Origin of the sequence: Belnapia arida (genome assembly GCF_016773205.1) — a bacterium.
Taxonomy (GTDB): domain Bacteria; phylum Pseudomonadota; class Alphaproteobacteria; order Acetobacterales; family Acetobacteraceae; genus Belnapia; species Belnapia arida.
The window spans coordinates 179,270-201,658 of record NZ_JAETWB010000003.1 but is presented as its reverse complement, the minus strand read 5'-3'; the positions used below and the strand labels follow the sequence as shown (position 1 = coordinate 201,658).

Annotated in this window: 23 protein-coding genes and 2 tRNA genes; 8 read left to right on the top strand and 17 right to left on the bottom strand. The window is 68.6% G+C overall.

Translation table 11 applies throughout. The annotated features are described in order from the left end of the window. Positions 1 to 63 precede the first annotated feature (63 nt). The 6 genes from rpoB to JMJ56_RS10660 all read right to left on the bottom strand — a co-directional run bounded on the left by rpoB (position 64) and on the right by JMJ56_RS10660 (position 7,286). Positions 64 to 4,242 (bottom strand): DNA-directed RNA polymerase subunit beta, encoded by a 4,179-nt coding sequence (rpoB, locus tag JMJ56_RS10685; protein WP_202831608.1) that lies wholly within the window; start codon positions 4,240 to 4,242, stop codon positions 64 to 66. Between the two features lie 201 nt (positions 4,243 to 4,443). Then, positions 4,444 to 4,827, bottom strand: a complete 384-nt coding sequence (rplL, locus tag JMJ56_RS10680) for a 50S ribosomal protein L7/L12 (protein WP_202831607.1) — start codon at positions 4,825 to 4,827, stop codon at positions 4,444 to 4,446. 77 nt (positions 4,828 to 4,904) lie between these two features. Next, positions 4,905 to 5,435: a 50S ribosomal protein L10 gene (gene rplJ / locus JMJ56_RS10675; protein ID WP_202831606.1), complete on the bottom strand. Its 531-nt coding sequence runs from the start codon at positions 5,433 to 5,435 to the stop codon at positions 4,905 to 4,907. Between the two features lie 285 nt (positions 5,436 to 5,720). Continuing rightward, positions 5,721 to 6,422 (bottom strand): 50S ribosomal protein L1, encoded by a 702-nt coding sequence (rplA, locus tag JMJ56_RS10670; protein ID WP_202831605.1) that lies wholly within the window; start codon positions 6,420 to 6,422, stop codon positions 5,721 to 5,723. A gap of 4 nt (positions 6,423 to 6,426) precedes the next feature. Then, the gene (rplK, locus tag JMJ56_RS10665) at positions 6,427 to 6,861 is read right to left on the bottom strand and encodes a 50S ribosomal protein L11 (RefSeq protein WP_202831604.1); all 435 of its coding nucleotides are present in this window, start codon (positions 6,859 to 6,861) and stop codon (positions 6,427 to 6,429) included. Between the two features lie 161 nt (positions 6,862 to 7,022). Next, entirely contained in the window at positions 7,023 to 7,286 is a 264-nt protein-coding gene (locus JMJ56_RS10660; protein WP_202831603.1) for a GlsB/YeaQ/YmgE family stress response membrane protein, read from the bottom strand. Between the two features lie 140 nt (positions 7,287 to 7,426). On the opposite strand from JMJ56_RS10660, the gene JMJ56_RS10655 reads away from it, so the two are divergent. Next, positions 7,427 to 7,999: a YidB family protein gene (locus JMJ56_RS10655; protein WP_202831602.1), complete on the top strand. Its 573-nt coding sequence runs from the start codon at positions 7,427 to 7,429 to the stop codon at positions 7,997 to 7,999. A 38-nt stretch (positions 8,000 to 8,037) separates the two neighbouring features. On the opposite strand, the gene JMJ56_RS10650 is transcribed toward JMJ56_RS10655, so the two are convergent. From JMJ56_RS10650 to tuf, 5 genes are all read right to left on the bottom strand, one after another. Next, entirely contained in the window at positions 8,038 to 9,006 is a 969-nt protein-coding gene (locus JMJ56_RS10650; protein WP_202831601.1) for a Bug family tripartite tricarboxylate transporter substrate binding protein, read from the bottom strand. Positions 9,007 to 9,098: 92 nt separating this feature from the next. Then, entirely contained in the window at positions 9,099 to 9,632 is a 534-nt protein-coding gene (gene nusG / locus JMJ56_RS10645) for a transcription termination/antitermination protein NusG (protein WP_202831600.1), read from the bottom strand. A 14-nt stretch (positions 9,633 to 9,646) separates the two neighbouring features. Beyond that, positions 9,647 to 9,841, bottom strand: coding sequence for a preprotein translocase subunit SecE (gene secE, locus JMJ56_RS10640; RefSeq protein ID WP_043339530.1), 195 nt, complete (start codon positions 9,839 to 9,841; stop codon positions 9,647 to 9,649). Positions 9,842 to 9,968: 127 nt separating this feature from the next. After that, positions 9,969 to 10,044 (bottom strand) — tRNA-Trp (locus tag JMJ56_RS10635). Between the two features lie 139 nt (positions 10,045 to 10,183). Continuing rightward, a complete protein-coding gene (gene tuf / locus JMJ56_RS10630; RefSeq protein WP_202831599.1) occupies positions 10,184 to 11,371 on the bottom strand; it encodes an elongation factor Tu in 1,188 nt (395 codons plus the stop codon). A gap of 211 nt (positions 11,372 to 11,582) precedes the next feature. On the opposite strand from tuf, the gene JMJ56_RS10625 reads away from it, so the two are divergent. Then, positions 11,583 to 11,658, top strand: a tRNA-Gly gene (locus JMJ56_RS10625). Between the two features lie 36 nt (positions 11,659 to 11,694). Beyond that, entirely contained in the window at positions 11,695 to 11,913 is a 219-nt protein-coding gene (locus tag JMJ56_RS10620; RefSeq protein WP_202831598.1) for a hypothetical protein, read from the top strand. Positions 11,914 to 11,983: 70 nt separating this feature from the next. Here JMJ56_RS10620 and crcB read toward each other — a convergent pair whose 3' ends face one another. Next, a complete protein-coding gene (crcB, locus tag JMJ56_RS10615) occupies positions 11,984 to 12,355 on the bottom strand; it encodes a fluoride efflux transporter CrcB (protein ID WP_202831597.1) in 372 nt (123 codons plus the stop codon). A 192-nt stretch (positions 12,356 to 12,547) separates the two neighbouring features. Here crcB and ilvD point away from each other — a divergent pair, with 192 nt between their 5' ends. Beyond that, on the top strand, positions 12,548 to 14,404 hold the full coding sequence (gene ilvD, locus JMJ56_RS10610; RefSeq protein ID WP_202831808.1) for a dihydroxy-acid dehydratase: 1,857 nt from the start codon (positions 12,548 to 12,550) through the stop codon (positions 14,402 to 14,404). 69 nt (positions 14,405 to 14,473) lie between these two features. Here the strand turns inward: ilvD and JMJ56_RS36195 are convergent, their stop codons facing one another. Together JMJ56_RS36195 and JMJ56_RS10600 are read right to left on the bottom strand one after the other, a co-directional pair. Further along, positions 14,474 to 15,112, bottom strand: coding sequence for an NAD/NADP octopine/nopaline dehydrogenase family protein (locus JMJ56_RS36195; protein WP_202831596.1), 639 nt, complete (start codon positions 15,110 to 15,112; stop codon positions 14,474 to 14,476). 342 nt (positions 15,113 to 15,454) lie between these two features. Then, complete coding sequence (locus tag JMJ56_RS10600; protein WP_202831595.1) at positions 15,455 to 16,792, bottom strand: LLM class flavin-dependent oxidoreductase; 1,338 nt, start codon at positions 16,790 to 16,792, stop codon at positions 15,455 to 15,457. A gap of 190 nt (positions 16,793 to 16,982) precedes the next feature. Here JMJ56_RS10600 and JMJ56_RS10595 point away from each other — a divergent pair, with 190 nt between their 5' ends. From JMJ56_RS10595 to JMJ56_RS10585, 3 genes are read left to right on the top strand one after another with little or no spacing between them, the layout of a single operon-like run. Continuing rightward, positions 16,983 to 18,551 carry an ABC transporter substrate-binding protein gene (locus JMJ56_RS10595; protein ID WP_202831594.1) on the top strand — a complete coding sequence of 523 codons (1,569 nt, stop codon included), beginning with the start codon at positions 16,983 to 16,985 and terminating at the stop codon, positions 18,549 to 18,551. A gap of 3 nt (positions 18,552 to 18,554) precedes the next feature. After that, positions 18,555 to 18,908: a Lin0512 family protein gene (locus tag JMJ56_RS10590; protein ID WP_202831593.1), complete on the top strand. Its 354-nt coding sequence runs from the start codon at positions 18,555 to 18,557 to the stop codon at positions 18,906 to 18,908. Beyond that, positions 18,905 to 19,246 (top strand): Lin0512 family protein, encoded by a 342-nt coding sequence (locus JMJ56_RS10585; protein ID WP_202831592.1) that lies wholly within the window; start codon positions 18,905 to 18,907, stop codon positions 19,244 to 19,246. The genes JMJ56_RS10590 and JMJ56_RS10585 overlap by 4 nt, the downstream gene beginning before the upstream one ends. Here the strand turns inward: JMJ56_RS10585 and JMJ56_RS10580 are convergent. The 3 genes from JMJ56_RS10580 to JMJ56_RS10570 are packed head-to-tail and all read right to left on the bottom strand — an operon-like array spanning position 19,221 to position 21,666. Beyond that, positions 19,221 to 19,952: an N-formylglutamate amidohydrolase gene (locus JMJ56_RS10580; RefSeq protein WP_202831591.1), complete on the bottom strand. Its 732-nt coding sequence runs from the start codon at positions 19,950 to 19,952 to the stop codon at positions 19,221 to 19,223. The two genes, JMJ56_RS10585 and JMJ56_RS10580, sit on opposite strands and share 26 nt — an antisense overlap. Continuing rightward, positions 19,949 to 20,755, bottom strand: coding sequence for a transglutaminase-like domain-containing protein (locus JMJ56_RS10575; protein WP_202831590.1), 807 nt, complete (start codon positions 20,753 to 20,755; stop codon positions 19,949 to 19,951). Before JMJ56_RS10575 ends, JMJ56_RS10580 begins: the two co-directional genes overlap by 4 nt. Before the next feature lie 20 nt (positions 20,756 to 20,775). Then, positions 20,776 to 21,666: a transglutaminase family protein gene (locus JMJ56_RS10570; protein WP_202831589.1), complete on the bottom strand. Its 891-nt coding sequence runs from the start codon at positions 21,664 to 21,666 to the stop codon at positions 20,776 to 20,778. A gap of 266 nt (positions 21,667 to 21,932) precedes the next feature. Between JMJ56_RS10570 and JMJ56_RS10565 the strand changes: the two genes are divergently transcribed. Then, positions 21,933 to 22,388, top strand: coding sequence for a DUF6481 family protein (locus JMJ56_RS10565; protein ID WP_202831588.1), 456 nt, complete (start codon positions 21,933 to 21,935; stop codon positions 22,386 to 22,388). The last annotated feature ends 1 nt before the right edge of the window (position 22,389 follow it).

Here is a 22,389-nt window from a genome sequence, read left to right as displayed (position 1 = left end):
TGGTCCAGCCCGCCGCCCCGCACAGGTCGGGGCGGCTGTGTAGGAAAGATATGGGCGGCAGCCTCAGCTGCCGCGAGTCTCCAGGTCGACGTTCAGGCCGAGCGACTTCAGCTCCTTCACCAGAACGTTGAAGCTCTCAGGGATGCCAGCCTCGAAATTGTCCTGGTCGCGGACGATCGCCTCGTAGACCTTGGTGCGGCCGGACACGTCGTCCGACTTCACCGTCAGCATCTCCTGCAGCGTGTAGGCCGCGCCATAGGCCTCCAGCGCCCAGACCTCCATCTCGCCGAAGCGCTGGCCGCCGAACTGCGCCTTGCCGCCCAGCGGCTGCTGGGTGACGAGCGAGTAGGGGCCGATGGACCGGGCGTGGATCTTGTCGTCGACCAGGTGGTGCAGCTTCAGCATGTAGATGATGCCGACCGTCACCTTGCGCTCGAAGATCTCCCCGGTGCGGCCATCGGTCAGCCAGACCTGGCCGGAGCTGTCGAGCCCGGCGCGGTCCAGCATGCCCTCGATATCCGCCATACGGGCGCCGTCGAAGACGGGCGTCGCAATCGGGATGCCCTTCTTCAGGTTGTCGCAGAGTTCGATCAGCTGATCGTCGCTCATCGGCGCGATGTCCCGCTCGAAGACTTCGTCGCCATAGGTCACGCGGAGATGGGCCATCAGCTCATCCCGCATCGCCCCGCTGCGGCGATACTCCTCGACCAGATCACCGACTTGGCGCCCAAGATTGGCGCAGGCCCAGCCGAGATGGGTCTCGAGGATCTGCCCGACATTCATCCGAGACGGCACGCCGAGCGGATTCAGCACGAGGTCGGCCGTGGTGCCATCCTCGAGGAAGGGCATATCCTCCACCGGGACGACCCGCGAGACCACGCCCTTGTTGCCATGCCGGCCGGCCATCTTGTCGCCCGGCTGCAGCTTCCGCTTCACCGCGACGAAGACCTTGACCATCTTCATCACGCCGGGCGGCAGCTCGTCACCGCGCTGGAGCTTCTCGACCTTCGACTCGAAACGTTTCTGGAGGCGCTCGACGGCCGCGTCAAACTCGCGCTTCAGCGCCTCGATCTCGGCCATGGCCGCATCGTCCTGCACGCCGATCTGGCGCCAGGTGGCCTTGGCGAACTGGTCCAGCACCTCATCGGTGATGACCGTGCCCGCCTTGACGCCGCGGAAGCCGCCCGAGGCCTTCTTGTTCAGCAGCCGCTCACGCAGCCGGCTGTGGAAGCTGCGCTCCTGGATGGCCTTCTCGTCGTCGCGGTCCTTGGCGAGCCGTTCGATCTCGGCCCGCTCGATCGCCATGGCGCGCTCGTCCTTGTCGACGCCGCGGCGGGAGAAGACGCGGACATCGACGATGGTGCCGGCCACGCCCGGCGGCAGCCGGAGCGAGGTGTCGCGCACGTCGGAGGCCTTCTCGCCGAAGATGGCGCGGAGCAGCTTCTCCTCCGGCGTCATCGGGCTCTCGCCTTTCGGCGTCACCTTGCCGACCAGGATGTCGCCCGGCTGCACCTCGGCGCCGATATAGACGATGCCGGCCTCGTCGAGGTTACGCAGCGCCTCCTCACCCACGTTGGGAATGTCGCGGGTGATCTCCTCCTGGCCCAGCTTGGTGTCGCGGGCCATCACTTCGAATTCCTCGATGTGGATCGAGGTGAAGACGTCATCCTTGGCGATCCGCTCGCTGATGAGGATGGAGTCCTCGAAGTTGTAGCCGTTCCAGGGCATGAAGGCGACGAGGACGTTCCGCCCCAGCGCCAGCTCGCCCAGCTCCGTGCTCGGCCCGTCGGCAATGATCTCGCCGCCGCGCACGGTATCGCCCACCTTCACCAACGGGCGCTGGTTGATGCAGGTCGACTGGTTTGAGCGCTGGAACTTGCGCAGCCGGTAGATGTCGACGCCACGGGTGGTGCCGTCATCGCCCGTCGCGCGCACCACGATGCGGGCGCCGTCGATGCTGTCCACCACGCCGTCACGGCGGGCGACGATGGTCGCGCCGGAATCCCGGGCCACCGCCGCCTCCATGCCGGTGCCGACCAACGGCGCGTCGGCCTGGACCAGCGGCACCGCCTGGCGCTGCATGTTCGAGCCCATGAGCGCGCGGTTGGCGTCATCGTTCTCGAGGAACGGAATGAGCGCCGCGGCAACGGAGACGAGCTGCTTCGGCGAGACGTCGATCGCCGTCACCTCCTCCGGCTTTACCAGCCTGAAGTCGCCGCCCTGGCGCACGCTCACCAGCTCCGACTTGAACTCGCCGGTCTCGGCATCAACCTCGGCATCGGCCTGGGCGACGACCAGCCGCTCCTCCTCCATGGCGGAGAGGTAGCGCGGCTCGCCGACGATCTTGCCGTCCCGCACCAGGCGGTAGGGCGTCTCGATGAAGCCGTACTTGTTCACCTTGGCGAAGGTGGCGAGCGAGTTGATCAGGCCAATATTCGGGCCTTCCGGCGTCTCGATCGGGCAGATGCGGCCGTAATGCGTCGGATGCACGTCGCGCACCTCGAAGCCGGCGCGCTCACGGGTCAGGCCTCCCGGGCCAAGCGCCGAAAGGCGGCGCTTGTGCGTCACCTCTGAGAGCGGGTTGGTCTGGTCCATGAACTGGCTGAGCTGCGAGGAGCCGAAGAACTCCCGCACCGCGGCCGCCGCCGGCTTCGCGTTGATCAGATCATGCGGCATGACGGTGTCGATATCGACCGACCCCATGCGCTCCTTGATCGCGCGCTCCATCCGCAGAAGGCCGACGCGGTACTGGTTCTCCATCAACTCGCCGACCGAGCGCACCCGGCGGTTGCCGAGATTGTCGATGTCGTCGATCTGGCCGCGGCCGTCCTTCAGCTCGAGCAGGACGCGCACCGTGGCGATGATGTCCTGCTTGCGCAGCGTGCGCGTGGTGTCCGGCACGTCCTCAGCCGAGAAGCCGAGGCGCATGTTCATCTTCACCCGGCCGACCGAGGACAGGTCATAGCGCTCGGGGTCGAAGAACAGGCCGCGGAACAGGGTCTCGGCGGTCTCCGGCGTCGGCGGCTCGCCCGGGCGCATGACCCGGTAGATGTCCATCAACGCCTCGTCGCGGTTGGCGTTCTTGTCCACCACCAGCGTGTTGCGCATCCAGGGGCCGACCGACTGGTCGATGGCGAGCGTCGGCAGCCGGTCCAGGCCCGCGGCCTCGATCGCCGCCAGCTTCGGCTCGGTCAGCTCCTCGCCGGCCTCGGCCCAGATCTCGCCGGTGTTCATGTCGACGAGGTCCTCGGCGACGAAGCGGCCGAGCAGGTCGGCGCGGCCGACCAGAACCTCGGTCGTGCCACCCTCGGCGATCTTGCGCGCGGCGCGCGGCGTCAGCTTCGCGTCCTTCTCGGCAACCACGGCGCCGGTCTTGGCGTCGATCAGCGGCTCCTGCAGCTTCACGCCGCGGAAGGCCTCCGGGTCGAAGGGACGCGACCAGCCCTGGGCGCTGCGGGTGAAGGCGACCTGGTTGTAGAACTCGCCCAGGATCTCCTCAGAATCCATGCCGCGGATCTCGTTCGGCTCGAGCGCGGAACCCTTCTCGGCACGCAGCTGCTCGGTGCGGGCCGAATCGAGCGCCAGCAGCAGGGTCGAGGCGGGCAGCTTCCGCTTGCGGTCGATACGGACATAGCAGATGTCCTTGGCATCGAACTCGAAGTCGAGCCAGGAACCGCGATAGGGGATGACTCGGGCGGCAAAGAGGTACTTGCCGCTGCTGTGCGTCTTGCCCTTGTCGTGATCGAAGAAGACGCCGGGGCTGCGGTGCATCTGGGAAACGATGACACGCTCGGTGCCGTTGATGATAAAGGTGCCGTTGTCCGTCATGAGCGGCATGTCGCCCATGTAGACATCCTGCTCTTTGATATCGCGAACGGAACGAGAACCCGTGTCCTCATCCACATCCCAGACGATGAGGCGAAGGCGCACCTTCAGCGGGGCGGCAAAGGTCAGCCCGCGCTGGATGCACTCCTCGACGTCGTATTTCGGCTCTTCAAGCTCGTACTGGACGAATTCCAGCCGGCCGCGGCCGGCGAAGTCGTCGATCGGGAAAACCGATTTAAAAACTTCCTGCAACCCGGTATGGGTGCGCGCGTCAGGGTTGACCTCCATCTGCAGGAAGGCCTCGTAGGAGGCCCGCTGCACGTCGATGAGGTTTGGCATCGGCGCCACTTCCGGCAGCCGGCCGAAGCTCTTGCGGATGCGCTTGCGCCCGGTGAACGACTTGGTGATAGCGTTCATGCCTGTCCCGTATCCCTCTCGCTCGGGCCACCGCCCGTCGCGTGCCGTATCAATATCCGCCCATCGTTTCGCCCCGTCACGCCTGCCGGGAAGAAACGGCAGCACGGGCGGCAACCCAAAGGGTTCCCGCCCGTACCTCCGATAGTATGGCCCCTGCCCCGGCGACGGACTGCCGGGGCGGGGATTGCAGCAGAGGCGACCTTACTTGACCTCGACGGTCGCCCCGTTGTCTTCCAGCACCTTCTTGATCTTGGCGGCCTCGTCCTTCGACGCAGCCTCCTTCACCACCTTCGGCGCGCCCTCGACCAGATCCTTGGCCTCCTTGAGGCCGAGACCGGTGATCGTGCGGATCTCCTTGATGATGTTGATCTTCTTGTCACCAGCCGCAGTCAGGGTGACGGTGAACTCGGTCTGCTCCTCGGCCGGGGCCGCGGCAGCGCCACCGCCAGCGGCAGGCGCCGCCGCCATCGCGACGGGGGCCGCGGCGGAGACGCCCCACTTCTCCTCCAGCATCTTGGAGAGCTCGGCGGCTTCCAGGACGGTCAGGCTGGAGAGCTCATCGACCAGCTTTGCGAGATCGGCCATGTCTGTGTACCCTTTGATCTAATGGCTTGGCTTGCCGTTTGCAACACCCCCACCCTCGGCGGGGGCTATCCCATTGGTCAGGCGGCTTCCGCCCCACCCTCGTCCTTCTTCGCGAAGGCGCTGAACACCCGCGCCAGCTGCGAACCGGGGGCCTGAAGCACCCCGGCGATGCGCGTTGCCGGGGTCTGGATCAGACCCAGCAGCTGCGCCCGCAGCGTCTCAAGCGAAGGCAGCTCGGACAGGGCCTTGATCCCATCGGGGTTCAAGGCCTGGATCCCAAGTGCCCCGCCCAGGATGACGAACTTGTCGTTACCCTTGGCGAAATCCACGGCGGTCTTCGCCACCGCCACCGGGTCCGTCGACCACGCGAGCGCGGTCGGACCCTTCAGCAGCGGCGAAACGGCCTGGAAGCGGGTGCCGTCGAGGGCGAGCATGGCCAGCCGGTTCTTTGCGACCTTGTACGTCGCACCAGCTGCCCGCATGCGGCGCCGCAGCTCGCTCACATCCGCGACCGTCAGACCCTTGTTCTGGGCGACGAGCACGAAGGAGGTATCTGCGAACACCGCGGACAGCTGGGCGATGAACTCGCGCTTTTCCGTGCGGTCCATATCCCGTCTCCGTCGGTGGCCAGTGCCTGGTGGAGGGGCTCCGGCCGGTTCACGCGGGGGCGCATGGCGGAATGCCCTGCGCCCCGGTTCGACTGTCTGAGCGGGATTGCCAAGCCATCAGCGTCGCCGGGTCGCCCCGGCGTCGAAACGCTCCGCACCCCGTCTATCGCTGGCGGGGCTTGCCCCTTTAGGCCCCCGGAGGGGCACCCGCGGTCTCGGACAGGTTCGGGACGGCCAAAGCCGCCCCTGCGCGCCCGCCCCTCAGGGAGCGGGCGAATTGGGGTGTCAGGCCGTCGCGCTCAAGGTGGCGATGTCGACCTTCACGCCGGGGCCCATGGTCGAGGCCACGGATACCTTCTTCACATAGGTACCCTTGGCGCCCGCCGGCCTGGCGCGCTGGATGGCCTCGACGAAGGCACGGGCATTCTCGAGGAGCTTCTCCTCGTCGAAGCTCGCCTTGCCGATGCCGGCATGGACGATGCCCGCCTTCTCCGCGCGGAACTCCACTTGGCCGGCCTTCGCGGCCGTCACCGCACCGCGGACATCCATTGTAACGGTGCCGAGGCGGGGGTTCGGCATCAGGCCACGCGGGCCGAGGATCTTACCGAGCCGGCCGACGAGCGCCATCATGTCCGGCGTCGCGATACAGCGGTCGAACTCGATCCGGCCTTCCTGCACGGCGGCAGCGAGGTCGTCGGCGCCGACCACGTCGGCGCCGGCGGCCAACGCCTCGTCGGCCTTCGGGCCGCGGGCGAAGACGCCGACGCGGACGGTCTTGCCGGTGCCGTTCGGCAAGCCGACCACGCCGCGGACCATCTGGTCCGCGTGGCGCGGGTCGATGCCGAGGTTCATCGAGATCTCGATGGTCTCGTCGAACTTCGCCTTGGCATTCGCCTTCACCAAGCTGATCGCCTGCTGGATCGGCACTATGGTGTCACGGTCGAAGGCACCGTAGATCGCCTTGAGGCGCTTGCCCTGCTTGGCCATCGGATCAGCCCTCCACCACGACGAGGCCCATGGAGCGGGCCGAGCCCGCCAGCATGCGCACCGCCGCTTCCACGTCGTTGGCGTTCATGTCCTTCATCTTGGTCGCAGCGATCTCGCGCAGCTGGGTCTTGGTCACCCGGCCAACGGAGCCACCCTTGCCCGGCGTCTGGCTGCCCTTGTCGATCTTGGCGGCGCGCAGCAGGAAGTGGGTGTTCGGAGGCGTCTTGGTGATGAAGGAGAAGGTGCGGTCGGAGAAGGCGGTGATGACCACCGGCGTCGGCGTTCCGGGCTCAAGGCCCTGGGTCGCCGCGTTGAACTCCTTCACGAACTGCATGATGTTGAGGCCGCGCTGGCCCAGTGCCGGGCCAACCGGCGGCGAGGGGTTCGCCTTGCCTGCTGGAATCTGCAGCTTGATATAGCCTGCAATCTTTTTCGCCATGATACGTCCCTGCGGTCAGGGAGCCGCGGTGCTTACGGCGCCGGCCGCCCCGCATGGGATGGCCGGACGCCTCCCGCGTCCCGATCTGAGTAGAGCGGGGGCGTATGGGCGGGTCCGTAGAGGGAGTCAAGCCATATTCGGCTCGCCTCCCTCCAGGGCTGTCAGATCCGGTTCGAAGCGGAGCGCCGGGTGACCATGTTGTAGATGGCGAGGACAATGACCGCACCGACCACCGCGCCGAGGAAGCCTGCCCCCTCGCCTGCCCGGTACCAGCCGACCGCCTGGCCGAGGTAGGTCGCAACGACCGCACCGACGATGCCCAGCAGCGTCGTGATGATGAAGCCGGAGGGATCCCGGCCCGGATGGAGGAATTTGGCGACGAGACCGGCAAGGAAGCCGATGATGATCGTTCCGATGATACCCATGGCCTGAGATCCTGTGTTGGTGGCGCGCGGCGATAAGCCAGCGCCGGCGCCCGGGTTCCTCGTGACAGATACGATTCCGAACAACGGAATGGTGCTGGCCGCGTTCTCCCCCGAGCACAGCATTCATGGAGCAACGGCAGATGAGCGAGAACCTGTTCGGGCGATCGGGAGGCGGCCTTTCCGGCGGCCTGTCAGGCGGAATGAAGATGGCGGCAATCGCGCTGCTCATCCAGCAGCTGATGAAGCATTCGGGGAGCCAGGCGGCGCCTGGTTCGGCCCCGGCCCAGGCGCCGCAGGCCGATGGCGGGCTGGGTGGGGGGTTAGGTGGTGGGTTGGGCGGCATCATGGGCGGGCTGCTCGGCAGCGGCGCGGCGGGCGGCCTCCTCGGTGGGCTGGGCGGCCTGCTTGGCGGGCTGCGCAATCAAGGGCTGGAGCGGCATGTCGACAGTTGGGTGCAGCCCGGGCCGAACGAGCAAATCTCGGCGGATGAGTTGTCGCGCGCCTTCGACCCGCAGGATGTGGAAGCGGCGGCCCAGCAGGCCGGGACCGACCGGGGCACGCTGATGCACGAGGTCAGCCGCGTCCTGCCCGAGATGGTGGACCGACTGACGCCGCAGGGCCGCATCCCGCAGCATGAGGGCGAACTGGAAGGCGGCAGCTTCGGCGGCCTGCTGAACAGCATCTTTGGCGGCGGCCAAAGCCCCCGGCGGTAGTCGTCGGCGAGGGTTCGGGGAGGCAGGCCTTCCCGACCCTACTTCGCGGCGGCCGGTGCGATGAGCCGCTGCATCCGCGGGATTTCCTCCTCAAGCGCCCGGCCGAGGGCCGGCCCGTCCACACCACCCCAGAGGATGGTGCCGGTACTGTCGAAGAGCGTCTTCACCTCGCGGTCGAGCAGGGCGCGATGGGTCGCCTCGGCAAGGCGCGCGACGATGGCAGGCGGCGTGCGCGCCGGAAGGTAAAGTCCCGACCAGCCCAGCAGCTCGGCGCCCGAAAGCCCCGCCTCAGCCAGGGTTGGCACCTCGGGTGCAATGGCGAGCCGCTCGCCGGCATTGACGGCGAGCGCTTGGAGCTTGCCATCCCGTACATGCGGCAGGGTGCTCAGCGGATAGTCGAACATCAGGTCGAGCCGGCCGGCGACGGTGTCGTTCAGCGCCTGGGCGAAGTTGGAATAGGGGATCAGCGTCAGCTCTACCCCCGCCGCCTGGGCGAAGAGCGCCCCGGCCGCATGCTGGCCGGAGCCGATGCTGGCGCCGTAGGTGACCTGGCCGGGATTGCGCTTCGCATGCTCGATCAACGCCGGGATGCTGGCGAAAGGCTGCTTCAGGCCGCTGATGACGATATTGGCCGAGGCGCCGATGCCATGGACCGGGGTGAAATCCCGCCGCGCCTCATAGCGCAGGTTAGGGATCAGCAGCGGCGCGATGGCGAAGGTGGCGAAATTACCGAAGGAGACGGTGTAGCCGTCCGGCGCGGAGCGGGCGGCGTATTCCGCGGCGAGGGTACCGCCGGCGCCGGACCGGTTGTCGATGACGACGCCCTGGCCGAGGGCGGTGCCAAGCTTCAGCGCGATCAAGCGGGCGGCGACATCGAGAACGCTGCCAGGCCCGCCGGGGACGACCCAGGTGATGGTCCGGGCCGGGTATTCCTCCCCTGCCCTCGCCTGGGGCGCCGGCAACGCGAGCGCGCTCCCGGCCAGGATGGTCCTTCGGGTGATCGCCATGCGCGCCCGCCTTTCCGCCGTGTCCTCGCCGGGCTCTGCGGCCCGTGCGGGTTCAGGCTAGCGCGATGCGCGCGGCTGCGTATACGGCGACGTCAGACCTTCTCGACCTGGGTGTATTCCAGCTCGACCGGGGTGGAGCGGCCGAAGATGCTGACCGAGACCTTCACCCGGCCACGCTCCTCGTCCACCTCCTCCACCGTGCCCATGAAGCTGGTGAAGGGGCCGTCGGCGACGCGGATCTGCTCGCCCACCTCGAAGATCACGGCGGGCTTGCGGGGCTTCTCCACCCCTTCCTTCACCTGGTTGACGATGCGCTGGGCCTCGGCCTCGGTGATCGGGCTCGGCTTGTTCTTGTTGCCGAGGAAGCCGGTGACCTTCGGCGTGTCCTTCACCAGGTGCCAGGCGTCGTCCGACATCTCCATCTTCACCAGCACATAGCCGGGGAAGAACTTCCGCTCGGAATTCACCTTCTGGCCGCGGCGGACCTCGGTCACCTCCTCGGCGGGGACCAGGATCTCGTCGAACTGGTCGCCGAGGCCCTTCTGGGTGGCCTGCTCCTTGATCTGCTGGGCGATCTTCTTCTCGAAGCCCGAATAGACGTGCACCACATACCAGCGCTTGGCCATCGCCTGCTGCTCCCTCACCCGATTCCGAACAGGCCGCGCATCGCCAGGGCGATCAGCTGGTCGGCGACCAGAAAGAAGATGGCCGCCAGCGCCGACATCGCCAGCACGAGGCCGGTCGTGATCAAGGTTTCCTTGCGGCTCGGCCAGGTGACCTTCGCCACCTCCGTCCGCACGTCCCGGACATACTGCGCGGGATCAAGCTTGGCCAAGTCGGGGAACCTTCTGTGCTGCGGTTAACGCTTCGCGGGCGGCCGCCCACTCCCGCAGCATGGGGGGGGATGCCACCCTGGACAAGTCAGGATGCGCCAGGCTAGCCAAGGGGCGAACCAGGGCAGGTGGCAGGGGCGGAGGGTCTCGAACCCCCAACCTCCGGTTTTGGAGACCGGCGCTCTACCAATTGAGCTACGCCCCTTCACGCCGGACGGAGCCGCGGCGCGAGGCGATGCCTATAAGTCAGCGGTGGCGGGCTGTCGAGGGGGAGCAGGCGTTATCCCCAACGCAAACGGGCCGCCCGAAGGCGGCCCGCTCCATATCCAGGCCTTGAGGCCGGCTTACTTCACGATGGAGGCGACGACGCCGGCGCCGACGGTGCGGCCGCCCTCGCGGATGGCGAAGCGGAGCCCCTGGTCCATGGCGATGGGCGCGATCAGCTCGACATCCATCGTCACGTTGTCGCCCGGCATCACCATCTCGACGCCTTCCGGCAGCTTCACGATCCCGGTCACGTCGGTGGTCCGGAAGTAGAACTGCGGCCGGTAGTTGGTGAAGAACGGCGTGTGGCGGCCGCCCTCCTCCTTGGTCAGGATATAGGCCTCGGCCTTGAACCCGGTGTGCGGCGTGATCGAGCCGGGCTTGGCCAGGACCTGCCCGCGCTCCACGTCCTCGCGCTTGGTGCCGCGCAGCAGCGCGCCAATGTTGTCGCCCGCCTCGCCGCTGTCGAGCAGCTTGCGGAACATCTCGACGCCGGTCACGGTCGTCTTCACCGTCGCCTTCAGGCCAACGATCTCGACTTCCTCGCCGACCTTGACGATGCCGCGCTCGACGCGACCCGTCACCACCGTGCCACGGCCCGAGATCGAGAACACGTCCTCGATCGGCATCAGGAACGGCATGTCCTTCGGACGCTCCGGCTGCGGGATGTAGCTGTCCACCGCCGCCATCAGCTCGAGCACGGCATTCTTGCCGATCTCGGGCGTCTTGTCCTCAAGGGCCGCCACCGCCGAGCCCTTGATAATCGGGATGTCGTCGCCCGGGAACTGGTAGCTGCTGAGGAGCTCGCGCACCTCCATCTCCACCAGCTCGACCAGGTCGGGGTCCGCCAGGTCCATCTTGTTCAGGAACACCACCAGCGCCGGCACGCCCACCTGCCGCGCCAGCAGAATGTGCTCGCGCGTCTGCGGCATCGGGCCGTCGGCCGCCGAGACCACCAGGATCGCGCCGTCCATCTGCGCCGCGCCGGTGATCATGTTCTTCACGTAGTCGGCGTGGCCAGGGCAGTCGACATGCGCATAGTGCCGGTTCGCCGTCTCGTACTCGACATGCGCGGTCGAGATCGTGATGCCGCGGGCCCGCTCCTCAGGCGCCTTGTCGATCTGATCGTAGGCCGTGAACGTCGCGCCGCCCGTCTCCGCCAGCACCTTGGTGATCGCCGCCGTCAGCGACGTCTTGCCATGGTCGACGTGCCCGATCGTCCCAATGTTGCAGTGCGGCTTGTTCCGCTCAAACTTCGCCTTCGCCATTGCCCGGCTCCGCTATCCCGTACTGGTCATGTCGCTTGCCCGAGGCCCGTCCGGCGGACAGGGAGCCGCCTGGTCTTTCCCACGAGATGCGTGGGATATAGGCACAATTCTCGGCAATACCAGCCAGCACCCTTGCCGGCCGGCGCGGCTGGCCCTATCAGGAAGCGTGAACGGGGTCAACGCTGGCTGGCGGCCGGCCCCCGTTCCACGGGCGGACGTAGCTCAGCTGGTAGAGCGTCAGATTTCCAATCTGAATGTCGCGAGTTCGAACCTCGTCGTCCGCTCCAGCCCTCCGCCTTCCGCCGCCGGGTCTGCGCCAGGACATGGAGCAGGACCCGCATTTCGCCCGAAACCTGGACATCGCCGGCACCCATCCGTTGGATGGAGCGGAGGATGTTGCGCGGCGTCCGGTCGTCGCCGCACCGCTTCATCAGCCGGGCCAGGCTGCCCGGGGTTTCGCCAAGAGCCATGAGCTCAGCCTGGAACCAGGCGGCGCCATTCTGACTGGGATCGGGGTCGGGCACGAAGGCATCTCCGGCTGAAGGTCGACCGTTCAGGTGGTCCGATGCCGAAGCTTGCTCAATCGATACGATATGGCAACCGAAATCCGCCTTATCCCTGCCCGAGCCAGTAGCCGAGCGCCACGGCCCCGAGGCAGACCAAGACCGAGAGGCCGATATTGGCAAGCGCCAGGTCCATCCGTCCCTTCTGGATCAGCTCCAGGGTCTGCAGGCTGAAGGAGGAGTAGGTGGTGAAGCCGCCGCAAAGCCCCACCATGACGAAGGCCCGCATTTCCGCCGGCACCGCCCAGCGCCCCTCCATCGTCAGCGCCCCGAACCAACCGATGACGAAGGAGCCGAGGACGTTGATGAACACCGTCGCCCAGGGAAAGACCGGGCCGAAGAGCGGGAAGGTCGCCAGGACGAGCCAGTAGCGCGCCATGCCGCCGAGCGCGCTGCCGACGGCCACCCAGGCATAGGTCATTGAGTCTCCGCTCCTCTCCTCCGCCGGAAAGGGCCGGGCTGGCGCCTGTGCGGGGCAGGAGATCAGCCTCCGCAGCGGTTGAAGGGCCCCCTGCCCCATGCCGTCAGCTTAGGCCTGGGATGCGCCATGGCGAAGGGGTGGCCGGCGCCACGGCTTGGTAATATGGAAGCCGCGCCCGAGAAGGACCGTCCCATGCCGCAATACCGTTCCCGCACCACCACCCATGGCCGCAACATGGCCGGCGCCCGGGGCCTCTGGCGCGCCACCGGCATGAAGGACGGGGACTTCGGCAAGCCGATCATCGCGGTCGTCAACAGCTTCACGCAGTTCGTCCCCGGCCATGTCCATCTGAAGGACCTCGGCCAGCTGGTCGCGCGGGAGATCGAGGCGGCGGGTGGCGTCGCCAAGGAGTTCAACACCATCGCAGTCGATGACGGCATCGCCATGGGGCATGACGGCATGCTCTACAGCCTGCCCTCACGCGACCTCATCGCCGACAGCGTCGAGTACATGGTCAACGCGCACTGCGCCGACGCCATGGTCTGCATCTCCAACTGCGACAAGATCACCCCGGGCATGCTGATGGCGACCATGCGCCTCAACATCCCGACCATCTTCGTCTCCGGCGGGCCGATGGAGGCGGGCAAGGTGGTGCACCGGGGCCAGAAGCGCTCGGTGGACCTGATCGACGCCATGATCGTTGCCGCCGACCCGACCGTGACGGATGAGGAGGTGGCGGTCATCGAACGCTCGGCCTGCCCGACTTGCGGTTCCTGCTCCGGCATGTTCACCGCCAACTCGATGAACTGCCTGACCGAGGCGCTGGGCCTCGCCCTGCCCGGCAATGGCACGATCGTGGCGACCCATGCGGACCGTAAGAGCCTGTTCCTCCAGGCCGGGCGGAAGATCGTCGAGATCACCCGGGCGCATTACGAGACGGAGGACTTCTCCGTTCTGCCGCGCAGAATCGCCACCATGACGGCCTTCGAGAATGCGATGACGCTCGATATCGCCATGGGCGGCTCGACCAACACGGTGCTGCACCTGCTGGCGGCGGCGCATGAGGGCAGCGTCGGCTTCACCATGCAGGATATCGACCGGCTCTCGCGCCGGGTGCCGGTGCTCTGCAAGGTGGCTCCCTCGGTCGCCAACGTGCATGTGGAGGACGTCCACCGGGCGGGTGGCATCATGGGCATCCTCGGCGAGCTCGACCGCGCGGGGCTGATCGACACCTCCGTCAGCCGGGTCGATGCGCCGAGCCTCGCCGAGGCGCTGGCGCGGTGGGACGTGCAGCGGACCGCCGACGACAAGGTGCGGCACTTCTTCCAGGCAGCGCCGGGCGGCATCCCGACCACGGTCGCCTTCAGCCAGGGCGAGCGCTGGGAAAGCCTCGACACGGACCGCGCAGGCGGCGTGATCCGCGACAAGGCGCATGCCTTCTCGCAGGATGGCGGCCTCGCGGTGCTCTACGGCAACCTGGCCGAAGAGGGCTGCATCGTGAAGACGGCGGGCGTCGATGCCAGCATCCTCGCCTTCTCCGGCCCGGCGCGGGTCTTCGAGAGCCAGGATGCGGCGGTCGAGGGCATCCTCGGCGGCGCGGTGCAGCCGGGCGATGTGGTGCTGGTGCGCTATGAAGGGCCGCGCGGCGGGCCGGGGATGCAGGAGATGCTGTATCCGACGAGCTACCTGAAGTCGAAGGGGCTTGGGAAGGTCTGCGCCCTGGTGACGGATGGGCGCTTCTCCGGCGGCTCCTCGGGGCTGTCCATCGGGCATCTGTCGCCCGAGGCGGCGGAGGGCGGGCTGGTCGGGCTGGTCGAGGATGGCGACCGGATCGAGATCGACATCCCGAACCGCCTCATCAACCTCGCCGTGGCGGATGCGGTGCTGGCCGAGCGGCGCGCGGCTATGGAGGCGAAGGGGGCGGCGGCCTGGCAGCCGGCACAGCCCCGCAAGCGCCAGGTCTCGACCGCGCTGCAGGCCTATGCGGCCATGGTGACCAGCGCGGCACGCGGCGCGGTGCGCGACCTGAAGGGCATGCGGCGGGGCTAACCCTCGCCCCGGGCCAGGACGCGGAGGCGATCCGCGTCCAGCCCGTCCAAGCCGAGGGCCGGCAGCAGGTCATTGGCCGCGGCCAGGTCGCCGGCCGTAGAGCGCGGAAAGCAGTGCGATGCCGGCCTCGTGCAGCACGGCGGGCCGGCCGGCGAGACGGCCGAGCCGTGCGGTCGGCACCAGGCCGAAGGGCACATCCTCCAGCACATAGCGCGTCTCAAGCGTCGCCGGCGCCATGGTGCGGTCGCCGCGCCCGACCATCGCCCGCGCCATCTCGCCGAGCGGCGCCTCCTCGATGTGGAAGGAGAGGTGGAAATGCTGCCGCACCGTCCGCACCGCGGCGCCGAGGGCCGCGGCGATGGCCAGGCGCTCGGCATCCAGCGCCTCGATCAGCCGCCCCACCGCATCGGTGATGTTCTCGTTCTGCGACCAGGCTTCGCCGCGCTCCATGCGGGTGAGGTTGCAAAGGGCGATCGCCATGTGGTTCTGCGGGTTGACGTTGCTCAGCGCGATGGCGACCAGGTCCCCGCGCGGCACGAAGCGCTCGCCGAACAGCGTCTCGCAGAGCGCCAGCCCCTCGCCGATCCCGCCCGCCGGCAGCGTCGCCACATCGACCTTGGCGCGGATTGTGGCGATGCGGAGCTGGTCGGGCGCGAGGCGGCGGCCGGTGGAGAGGGTGGTGCCCCAGAGGATGATCGGCAACCGCACCCCCGCTTCGCCAGGCGCCGCGCGAGGTAGAGGCCGGCGAAGGAGAGATGGCCGCTCAGGATCACCGCCTGGCCTTCCGTCAGATGCGGCAAGGCGGCGTCCAGCACCGCCTTGTGGCCATAGGCCGGCAGGGCGAGCATCACCACGCGGGCGCCGGCGATGGCACGGGCCATATCCGGCTCGAAGGCGAAGGCGAAGCGGCCGGACAGCGCGCCGCTCGCCTCCTACACCGGCGGCACCGTGCCCGAGCGGGTTCAGAGCACCGGCGCTGGCCACGTTCGGCCAGCAAGGCGGCGGAGCCGAGGCCGATGGCGCCGGTGCCGAGGATGGCGACGCGCAGGCTCATCCCCGTGCCGCCGCGTAGCGGTTGGCCGGCATCGGCACGCCCAGATTCTCGCGCAGGGTCGTCCCCTCGTATTCGGTGCGGAACATGCCGCGCCGGCGCAGCTCCGGCAGCACCAGCTCGACGAAATCGTCGAGGCCGACCGGCAGCACCGGCGGGCAGATGTTGAACCCGTCCGCCGCGCCGGCCGCGACCCATTCCTCCATGTCGTCGACGATGCTCTCCGGCGTGCCCACCACCACCCGGCCGCCGAAGCCGGCGGCGATGCGGCTGTAGAGCTGGCGGATGGTCAGGTTCTCCCGCCGCGCCAGGTCGAGCGCCATCCGCGCCATGCTGCGGATGCGCGGGTCCTGCGGCTCCGGCACCGGCCCGTCGAGGTCGTAGCCGCTGAGGTCGCCCATCTGGCCGTAGAGGTAGGAAAGGCCGAGTTCCGGCGCGACGAGCTCATTGAGCTGGTCGAGCTTCGCCTGCGCCTCGGCCTGGGTGCGGCCGATGAAATAGGTAATGCCGGGCATCACCTTGAGGTCGTCCCAGCCGCGGCCGTACTTGGCGAGCCGCCCCTTGAGCTTGGCGTAGTAGTCGCGCGCCGCCTCCAGCGTGTGCGATGCGGAGTAGACAACGTCGGCGCTGCGGGCGGCGATCTCCAGCCCCTGCTCCGAGGCACCGGCCTGCACCAGGATCGGCCGGCCCTGCGGCGTGCGGGCGACGGTCAGTGGGCCGCGCACCTTGAAATGCTTGCCCTTGTGGTCGAGCACATGCAGCTTCGACTGGTCGAAGAAGATGCCGCTGGCCTTGTCATGGACCAGCGCATCGCCCTCCCAGCTATCCCAGAGCCCCTTCACCACCTCGACGAACTCGGCGGCGCGCTCGTAGCGCAGGTCGTACTCCATGTGCTGGTCGCGGTTGAAATTCCACGCCTCCGCCTCCGACCAGGAGGTGACGATGTTCCAGCCGGCGCGGCCGCCGCTCAGATGATCGAGCGAGGCCCATTTGCGGGCGATGTGGAAAGGCTCGTTGTAGGTGGTGGAGGCAGTGGCGACGAGGCCGATGCGGCTGGTCAGCCCGGCCAGCGCCGAGAGCAGCGTCAGCGGCTCCAGCTCCGCCGTCTGGTGCGAGCGGCAGAGCGCGCCTGGCGGCTCGTCCCGAGTGCGGAGGCCGATGCCGTCGGCGAGGAAGAGCATGTCGAGCTTCGCCGCCTCCGCCGTCCGGGCGATGCGAAGGAAATGGCCCAGCTTGGAGGCGGCGCCGGGATCGGCCTCCGGGTGGCGCCAGGCCGCAGCGTGGTAGCCGAGATAGCGCATCGAGAGGCCGAGCTTGATGGGCTTGCGGGTGCTCATATGGGTCCTGGATCGCTGCCGGCGCGCATGATGCCCCGCAGCGCGGGTGGCGCAAGCACCAGGCGCCGGGCCTTCCGCTGCGGCCATCCCGCCCTTGTCCGGATTTGCGGCAGGCATTGCAGCGACGGCCAAGCGGGTGGACACTCCCCGGCAAGGCCCGCCACAGGGCCAATGAGGGAGAATGCCGAGGATGCGACGCCGCCAATTGCTGGCTGCCCTGCCCGCCGGCCTTGCCCTGCCGGCGCTCGCCGCCGAGCCGCGGGTGCTGATCCATGTGCCGCAGGCCAACCTCACCAGCCTCGACCCGGTCTGGACCACGGCGGTCGTTACCCGCAATGCCGCGCACCTGCTCTTCGAGACGCTCTACGGGCGAGACGAGGCGCTGAACCCGCAGCCGCAGATGGTCGAGGGACACCGGGCCGAGGACGGCGCGCGGCGCTGGACCATGCGGCTGCGGGACGGCCTCTGCTTCCATACCGGCGAGCCGGTGCTGGCGCGGGACTGCATTACCTCGCTGCGCCGGTGGATGGTGCGCGACCCGATCGGCCAGACCATCGCCGCCCGGCTCGATGCGCTGGAGGCGCCGGATGACCGCACCCTGGTCTGGCGACTGAACAAGCCCTTCGCCTCCCTCCCCTATGCCCTGGCGAAGACCCAGCCGAGCCCCGTCATCATGCCGGAGCGCGTGGCGCGGACCGACCCGTTCCGGCAGATCACCGAGATCACCGGCAGCGGCCCCTTCCGCTGGGTGGCGGAGGAGTATGTGCCGGGCAGCCGCGCCGTCTTCGCCCGCTTCGACGCCTACCGGCCGCGCGACGAGCCCGCCAGCTACGCCGCCGGCGGCTACCGGGTGATGGTGGACCGCGTCGAGTGGCGCATCATCCCCGATGCGGGGACGGCGGCGAATGCGCTCATCAACGGCGAGGTGGACTGGGTCGATCAGCCGCTGCCGGACCTGCTGCCGCGGCTGCGGCGGGCGCGGGGCGTGACGGTCGGGGCGCTCGACCAGTACGGCACCTTCGGTGCGCTGCGGCCGAACCACCTGCACGGCGCCACGGCCAATCCGGGCGTCCGCCGCGCCATGCTGGCGGCGATCGACCAGGTGGAGGTGATGACGGCGGTCATGGGCGAGGACCGCTCGCTCTTCCGCGCCCCAGTGGGCTTCTTCCTGCCCGGCACGCCTTCGGCCAGCGAGGCGGGGATGGAGGCGGTACGGCGCCGCCGCAGCCCGGGCGAGATCAGGCGGATGCTGGCCGAGGCAGGCTATGCCGGCGAGCGCATCCTGCTGATGCACCCGACGGACCAGACCTTCTACGACGCAATGTCGAGCGTCGCGGCGGCCGCCTGGCGCGCGGTCGGGCTCAATATCGACGACCAATCGATGGACTGGGGCACGGTCGTCCAGCGCCGCACCAGCATGGAGCCGCTGGAGCGCGGCGGCTGGTCGGTCTTCCCGGCCGGCTACCCGGCGGCGGAGTACCGCGACCCGGTCTTCGCCTCCAACATCCGCGGCAACGGCCGCGGCGCCTGGTTCGGCTGGCCGGAGGATGCCGAGCTCGAGGCAATGCGCGACCGCTGGATGGAGGGCACCGACGAAGCGGAGCTGCGCCGGCTCGACCAGGCGATCCAGGTCCGCGCCTTCGAGACCGTGCCCTTCATCCCGCTCGGCCAGTACCTGCCGCCGGCGGCCTGGCGGAGCAGCCTCAAGGGATTGCTGAAGGGGCCGGTGCCGGTGTTCTGGAACGTGGAGAAAGGGTAGCGCATGCCGATGAAACGCATGGTGCTGGAGCTCGGCATGGGGACCGATATCCGCGGCACCGACTACACCAAGGCCGCGGTGCGGGCGCTGCGCGATGCGCTCTGGCACAACTCACTCACCATCACCCATGCGCTCGGCCTGCATGTCGACAGCATGGAGGTGGAGGTGCGGATCGGCGTGTCGAAGCCGGATCAGGTCGACAAGGAAGCCGTGCTGGCCGTGCTGCCGCACGGCACCGGGCAGGTGACGGTGGTGGAAGGCGGGCTCGAGATCCCGAACGAGGCGGGCACCGGCTCCACCGTCATGGCCCATGCCGCGGCCATCGTCCGGCTGGACCTGCCAGAGCGGCCGGCATGACGGCGCGGCGCGTGATCCTGGAGATGGGAGCCGGCAACGACCTCCACGGCGGCGACTATACCAAGGCGGCGCTGCGGGCGGTGCAGGACGCGCTGCACCACTCCTCCCTGACGATGCTGCGCTCGCTGAAGCTCGACCCAAAGACCATGCTGGTCGACGTCACCATCGGCGTGCAGCGGCCGGAGCGCGTCGATGCCGAGCGGGTGCGGTCCTCGCTGCCACATGGCATCGTTACCGTAAAGGTGATGAAGGGCGGCCTCGACGTGCCGGGTGACGAGGGCAGCGACGTGGCGGTGATCGCCAGCGCCGCGATCAGCGTGAGGCTTGAACTGCCCTGAACGCCGGCACGAGGCGCGCCGCCCAGGCTTCTATGCCAGCCTCATCGGCCACCAGGTCCTGCCGCACCTCGAGCAGCGCCGCCGGCAGGCCGCGCGCGTCGCCATGCACCGGCACGGTGTAGTCGTGCTCGGGCTCGATCCGGTAGGGCTCGTTGTCACCGATCACCAGCGCCCGGTCGGCGGCCAGGGCCTCGATCAACCCGCGTCCGAGCGCCGCCGCCCCGGCATAGAGCAGGCCGGCATGCCAGGGGCGGCGCACGCCCTGATAGACCGGGGTGAAGCTGTGCACGCCGATGACGATGGCAGGCCCGCCGCGCCGTGCATCGAGGCAAGCGGCGACGGCGTCGTGGAGGGGCCGGAAATAACGGTTCTGTCGGGCCGCGACCTCCTCGGCCGGAAGGTCCAGGTTGCCGGGGATGTCGGTATCCTCGCTGCGGAGCGGGATGGAGGTCGGCGCCCCGAGCGGCCGGTTGCAGTCGATCAGCAGCCGCGAATAGCCGGACAGGAAGAGCGGTGCATCCAGCCGCTCCGAGAGCAGCCGGGCCAGCGCCGCCGCACCGATATCCCAGGCGATATGCCGCGCCAGGTCTGCCGGCCCCAGTCCGAGCCCGGCATAGGAATCGGGGATATGGTTCGAAGCGTGCTCGCAAAGCAGGACGAAGGGAGAAGCGCCCTCCGGGTTGAGCGTGGTGACCGCCGGCCTCACCCCGGGATCTCGTCGGTCACCACCTGGAAATCCACCAGCATGCAGGGGCCGAAGCTGGTGCTGATCGCCACATCGGTCGCATCGCGGCCGCGCGCCATCAGGATGCGGCCGATGCGCGGCTGGTTGTTGCGGGCATCGAAAGTGTGCCACTCGCCGCCGAGATAGACCTCGAACCAGGCCGCGAAATCCATCGGCCCGCCCGGCGGCACGCCGATATCGCCGAGCCAGCCGGTGCAGTAGCGCGCCGGGATGTTGAGGCAGCGGCAGAAGGCGACCGCCAGGTGGGCATAATCGCGGCAGACGCCGCGGCGGTCCATATAGGCGCCCCAGGCCGTGCGCTGGGAGTTGGCATGCTCGTAGCCGAAGGTGATGTGGTTGTGGACCCAGTCGCAGATCGCCTGCACCCGGGCCCAGCCCGGCTGCGTGCCGGCGAAGAGCGACCAGGCTGTGTCCGACAGCCGGTCCGTTTCGCAATAGCGGCTGCCAAGCAGGAAGACGATGGCCTCATCGGGCAGCTCCTCCAGCGGATGCTGGATCGCCTCGGGCACCACCCGGTCCCAGGTGCCCGGATCGCGCATCACCAGGTCTGCCGAAATGGTCAGTCGCCCCGCCGGCGCGGTGACGCGCGTGCAGAGATTGCCGAAGCCGTCATTGTACTGCCGCGCCGGAACCGGCGGATCGAAGACGACCTCGTGCGGCGCCTCCAGATCCGGCATGCGGGAGGGATGCGGGCTGACCATCAGCAGCATCGGGGTCGGCTGGGGGCAGTCATAGACGATTTGGTAGCCGGCGCGGATGCGCATGGGCAGAATCCTTCTTGCGATCAGGGCCGGGGCGGCGCATTCGGCACCGCCTCCGTGACGGTAACATCGACGCTCATGCCGAGGCTGTCGGCGGGGAAGCCGGTCCAGGTGCCATGCAGCGGCACCGCCTGGCGATGGTCACGGGCAACGGCGACGCGGATCAGGTCGCGATTGCCGATGATGCCGTTGGTCGGATCAAGCTCCACCCAGCCTGCACCGGGGACGTAGACGCGCAGCCAGGCATGGGTGGCGCCGCCGCCGATCCGCCCGCCTTCCCGCGGCACGTAGAGGTATCCGGTGACGAAGCGGGCGGCGAAGCCGAGGGCGCGCACCGCCTCGATCATCAGTACGGCGAAGTCGCGGCAGGTGCCGCTGCCGAGACGGAGCGTGGTCAGCGGCTCCTGCACGCCCTTCTCCTGACGGGACACGTAGGTGAAGCGCGCGCGAATCGCATGGGTGATGCCGGCCAGCAGCTCCCGCGTGCCGGTCGGGCCGTCCCTGCGCAGAAATTGCCGTGCCCAGCGATCCAGCTCGCCATCCGGGTCCGGATATTGCCGCTCGATGGAGCGGGAGAGATCCGGCATCTCCTCCACTGCATAGGAGAAGGGGTAGGTCTCGGCTCCCTCGCCAGCCGGCAGTTCCAGCGCATTGCCCGGCGAATGCTCCAGCCGCACACGGCTGTCGAAGCGGAGTTCGCGCGCACGGCTGGCGAAGCGCGCGACGGCGACGCTGTTGCCGAAGACATCGTGCAGCCAGCGCAGCTCCACCGGCTTCGGCGTGATGGTCAGCACTTGGTCCAGCAAGCGCTGGTCATGCCCCTCCCGCGGCCGCAACATCATTCGATGTTCGCCGAAGGCGACCGGCTGGCGATAGCGGTAGGTGGTGACGTGCTGGACGGTAAGGACCGGCATCCGGTCAGCCGAACCGGGTCGGAAGGATATTGCACATGGTCAGGTCTCCGGTGCCGCCGGAGGGCCGGTCGGTGCGCAGGATCGGCTTTTGGGGATTGATCCGGAGATAAGGCCGCCACACCTCACCTGTCGAGGCCGTTCAGCACGAAACCGTATGCCAGAGCGGCTTTCGCCTTTTCGTGATGGCTCGGTGCCATGCCGATACGTCATGCCCGCATCGCGGTTACGGCCTATACATCTTGGACCCGTTTGAGTAGAAGCGCGCCATGCCCGCCTTCAAATCCGACAATTTCAACGACCGTCTCAGCGCCGCCTCCAAAGCCCGCCAGGCCCTGATGGAGAAGTTCCGCAGCCAGCCGAAGCCTGACGATCCGGCGGTTCAAGAGCGCCTGGCACAGCAGAAGGCGATCGCCGAGGCCCGTGAGGCCCGCGTCGCCGAGCGCAAGGCAGCGAAGGAGGCCGAACTCGCGCGCCTCGCCGCCGAGGAGGCCGCGCGCCGCGCCGAGCAGGAGCGCCTCGCCGCCGAGGCCCGGCAGCGTGCGATCGAGGAGGCCGCCCGCCGCGCCGAGGAGGCCCGCGCACTCGCCCTCGAGAATGCGGACCGCGAAACACGCGCCCAGATCCTCGACAGCGAGAAGCGCGAGCGTGCCCTCGCACTGGCCGCCGAGCAGAAGGCGGCGCGCGATGCGCGCTACGCCGCCCGCAAGGCGCGCAAGAAGTAGC

What these genes read in the sequence shown, in the direction of transcription:
- rpoB (WP_202831608.1), bottom strand. Translation starts at nt 4,242, where the DNA reads ATGAACGCTATCACCAAGTCGTTCACCGGGCGCAAGCGCATCCGCAAG.
- rplL (WP_202831607.1), bottom strand. Translation starts at nt 4,827, where the DNA reads ATGGCCGATCTCGCAAAGCTGGTCGATGAGCTCTCCAGCCTGACCGTC.
- rplJ (WP_202831606.1), bottom strand. Translation starts at nt 5,435, where the DNA reads ATGGACCGCACGGAAAAGCGCGAGTTCATCGCCCAGCTGTCCGCGGTG.
- rplA (WP_202831605.1), bottom strand. Translation starts at nt 6,422, where the DNA reads ATGGCCAAGCAGGGCAAGCGCCTCAAGGCGATCTACGGTGCCTTCGAC.
- rplK (WP_202831604.1), bottom strand. Translation starts at nt 6,861, where the DNA reads ATGGCGAAAAAGATTGCAGGCTATATCAAGCTGCAGATTCCAGCAGGC.
- JMJ56_RS10660 (WP_202831603.1), bottom strand. Translation starts at nt 7,286, where the DNA reads ATGGGTATCATCGGAACGATCATCATCGGCTTCCTTGCCGGTCTCGTC.
- JMJ56_RS10655 (WP_202831602.1), top strand. Translation starts at nt 7,427, where the DNA reads ATGAGCGAGAACCTGTTCGGGCGATCGGGAGGCGGCCTTTCCGGCGGC.
- JMJ56_RS10650 (WP_202831601.1), bottom strand. Translation starts at nt 9,006, where the DNA reads ATGGCGATCACCCGAAGGACCATCCTGGCCGGGAGCGCGCTCGCGTTG.
- nusG (WP_202831600.1), bottom strand. Translation starts at nt 9,632, where the DNA reads ATGGCCAAGCGCTGGTATGTGGTGCACGTCTATTCGGGCTTCGAGAAG.
- tuf (WP_202831599.1), bottom strand. Translation starts at nt 11,371, where the DNA reads ATGGCGAAGGCGAAGTTTGAGCGGAACAAGCCGCACTGCAACATTGGG.
- JMJ56_RS10620 (WP_202831598.1), top strand. Translation starts at nt 11,695, where the DNA reads ATGGAGCAGGACCCGCATTTCGCCCGAAACCTGGACATCGCCGGCACC.
- crcB (WP_202831597.1), bottom strand. Translation starts at nt 12,355, where the DNA reads ATGACCTATGCCTGGGTGGCCGTCGGCAGCGCGCTCGGCGGCATGGCG.
- ilvD (WP_202831808.1), top strand. Translation starts at nt 12,548, where the DNA reads ATGCCGCAATACCGTTCCCGCACCACCACCCATGGCCGCAACATGGCC.
- JMJ56_RS10600 (WP_202831595.1), bottom strand. Translation starts at nt 16,792, where the DNA reads ATGAGCACCCGCAAGCCCATCAAGCTCGGCCTCTCGATGCGCTATCTC.
- JMJ56_RS10595 (WP_202831594.1), top strand. Translation starts at nt 16,983, where the DNA reads ATGCGACGCCGCCAATTGCTGGCTGCCCTGCCCGCCGGCCTTGCCCTG.
- JMJ56_RS10590 (WP_202831593.1), top strand. Translation starts at nt 18,555, where the DNA reads ATGCCGATGAAACGCATGGTGCTGGAGCTCGGCATGGGGACCGATATC.
- JMJ56_RS10585 (WP_202831592.1), top strand. Translation starts at nt 18,905, where the DNA reads ATGACGGCGCGGCGCGTGATCCTGGAGATGGGAGCCGGCAACGACCTC.
- JMJ56_RS10575 (WP_202831590.1), bottom strand. Translation starts at nt 20,755, where the DNA reads ATGCGCATCCGCGCCGGCTACCAAATCGTCTATGACTGCCCCCAGCCG.
- JMJ56_RS10570 (WP_202831589.1), bottom strand. Translation starts at nt 21,666, where the DNA reads ATGCCGGTCCTTACCGTCCAGCACGTCACCACCTACCGCTATCGCCAG.
- JMJ56_RS10565 (WP_202831588.1), top strand. Translation starts at nt 21,933, where the DNA reads ATGCCCGCCTTCAAATCCGACAATTTCAACGACCGTCTCAGCGCCGCC.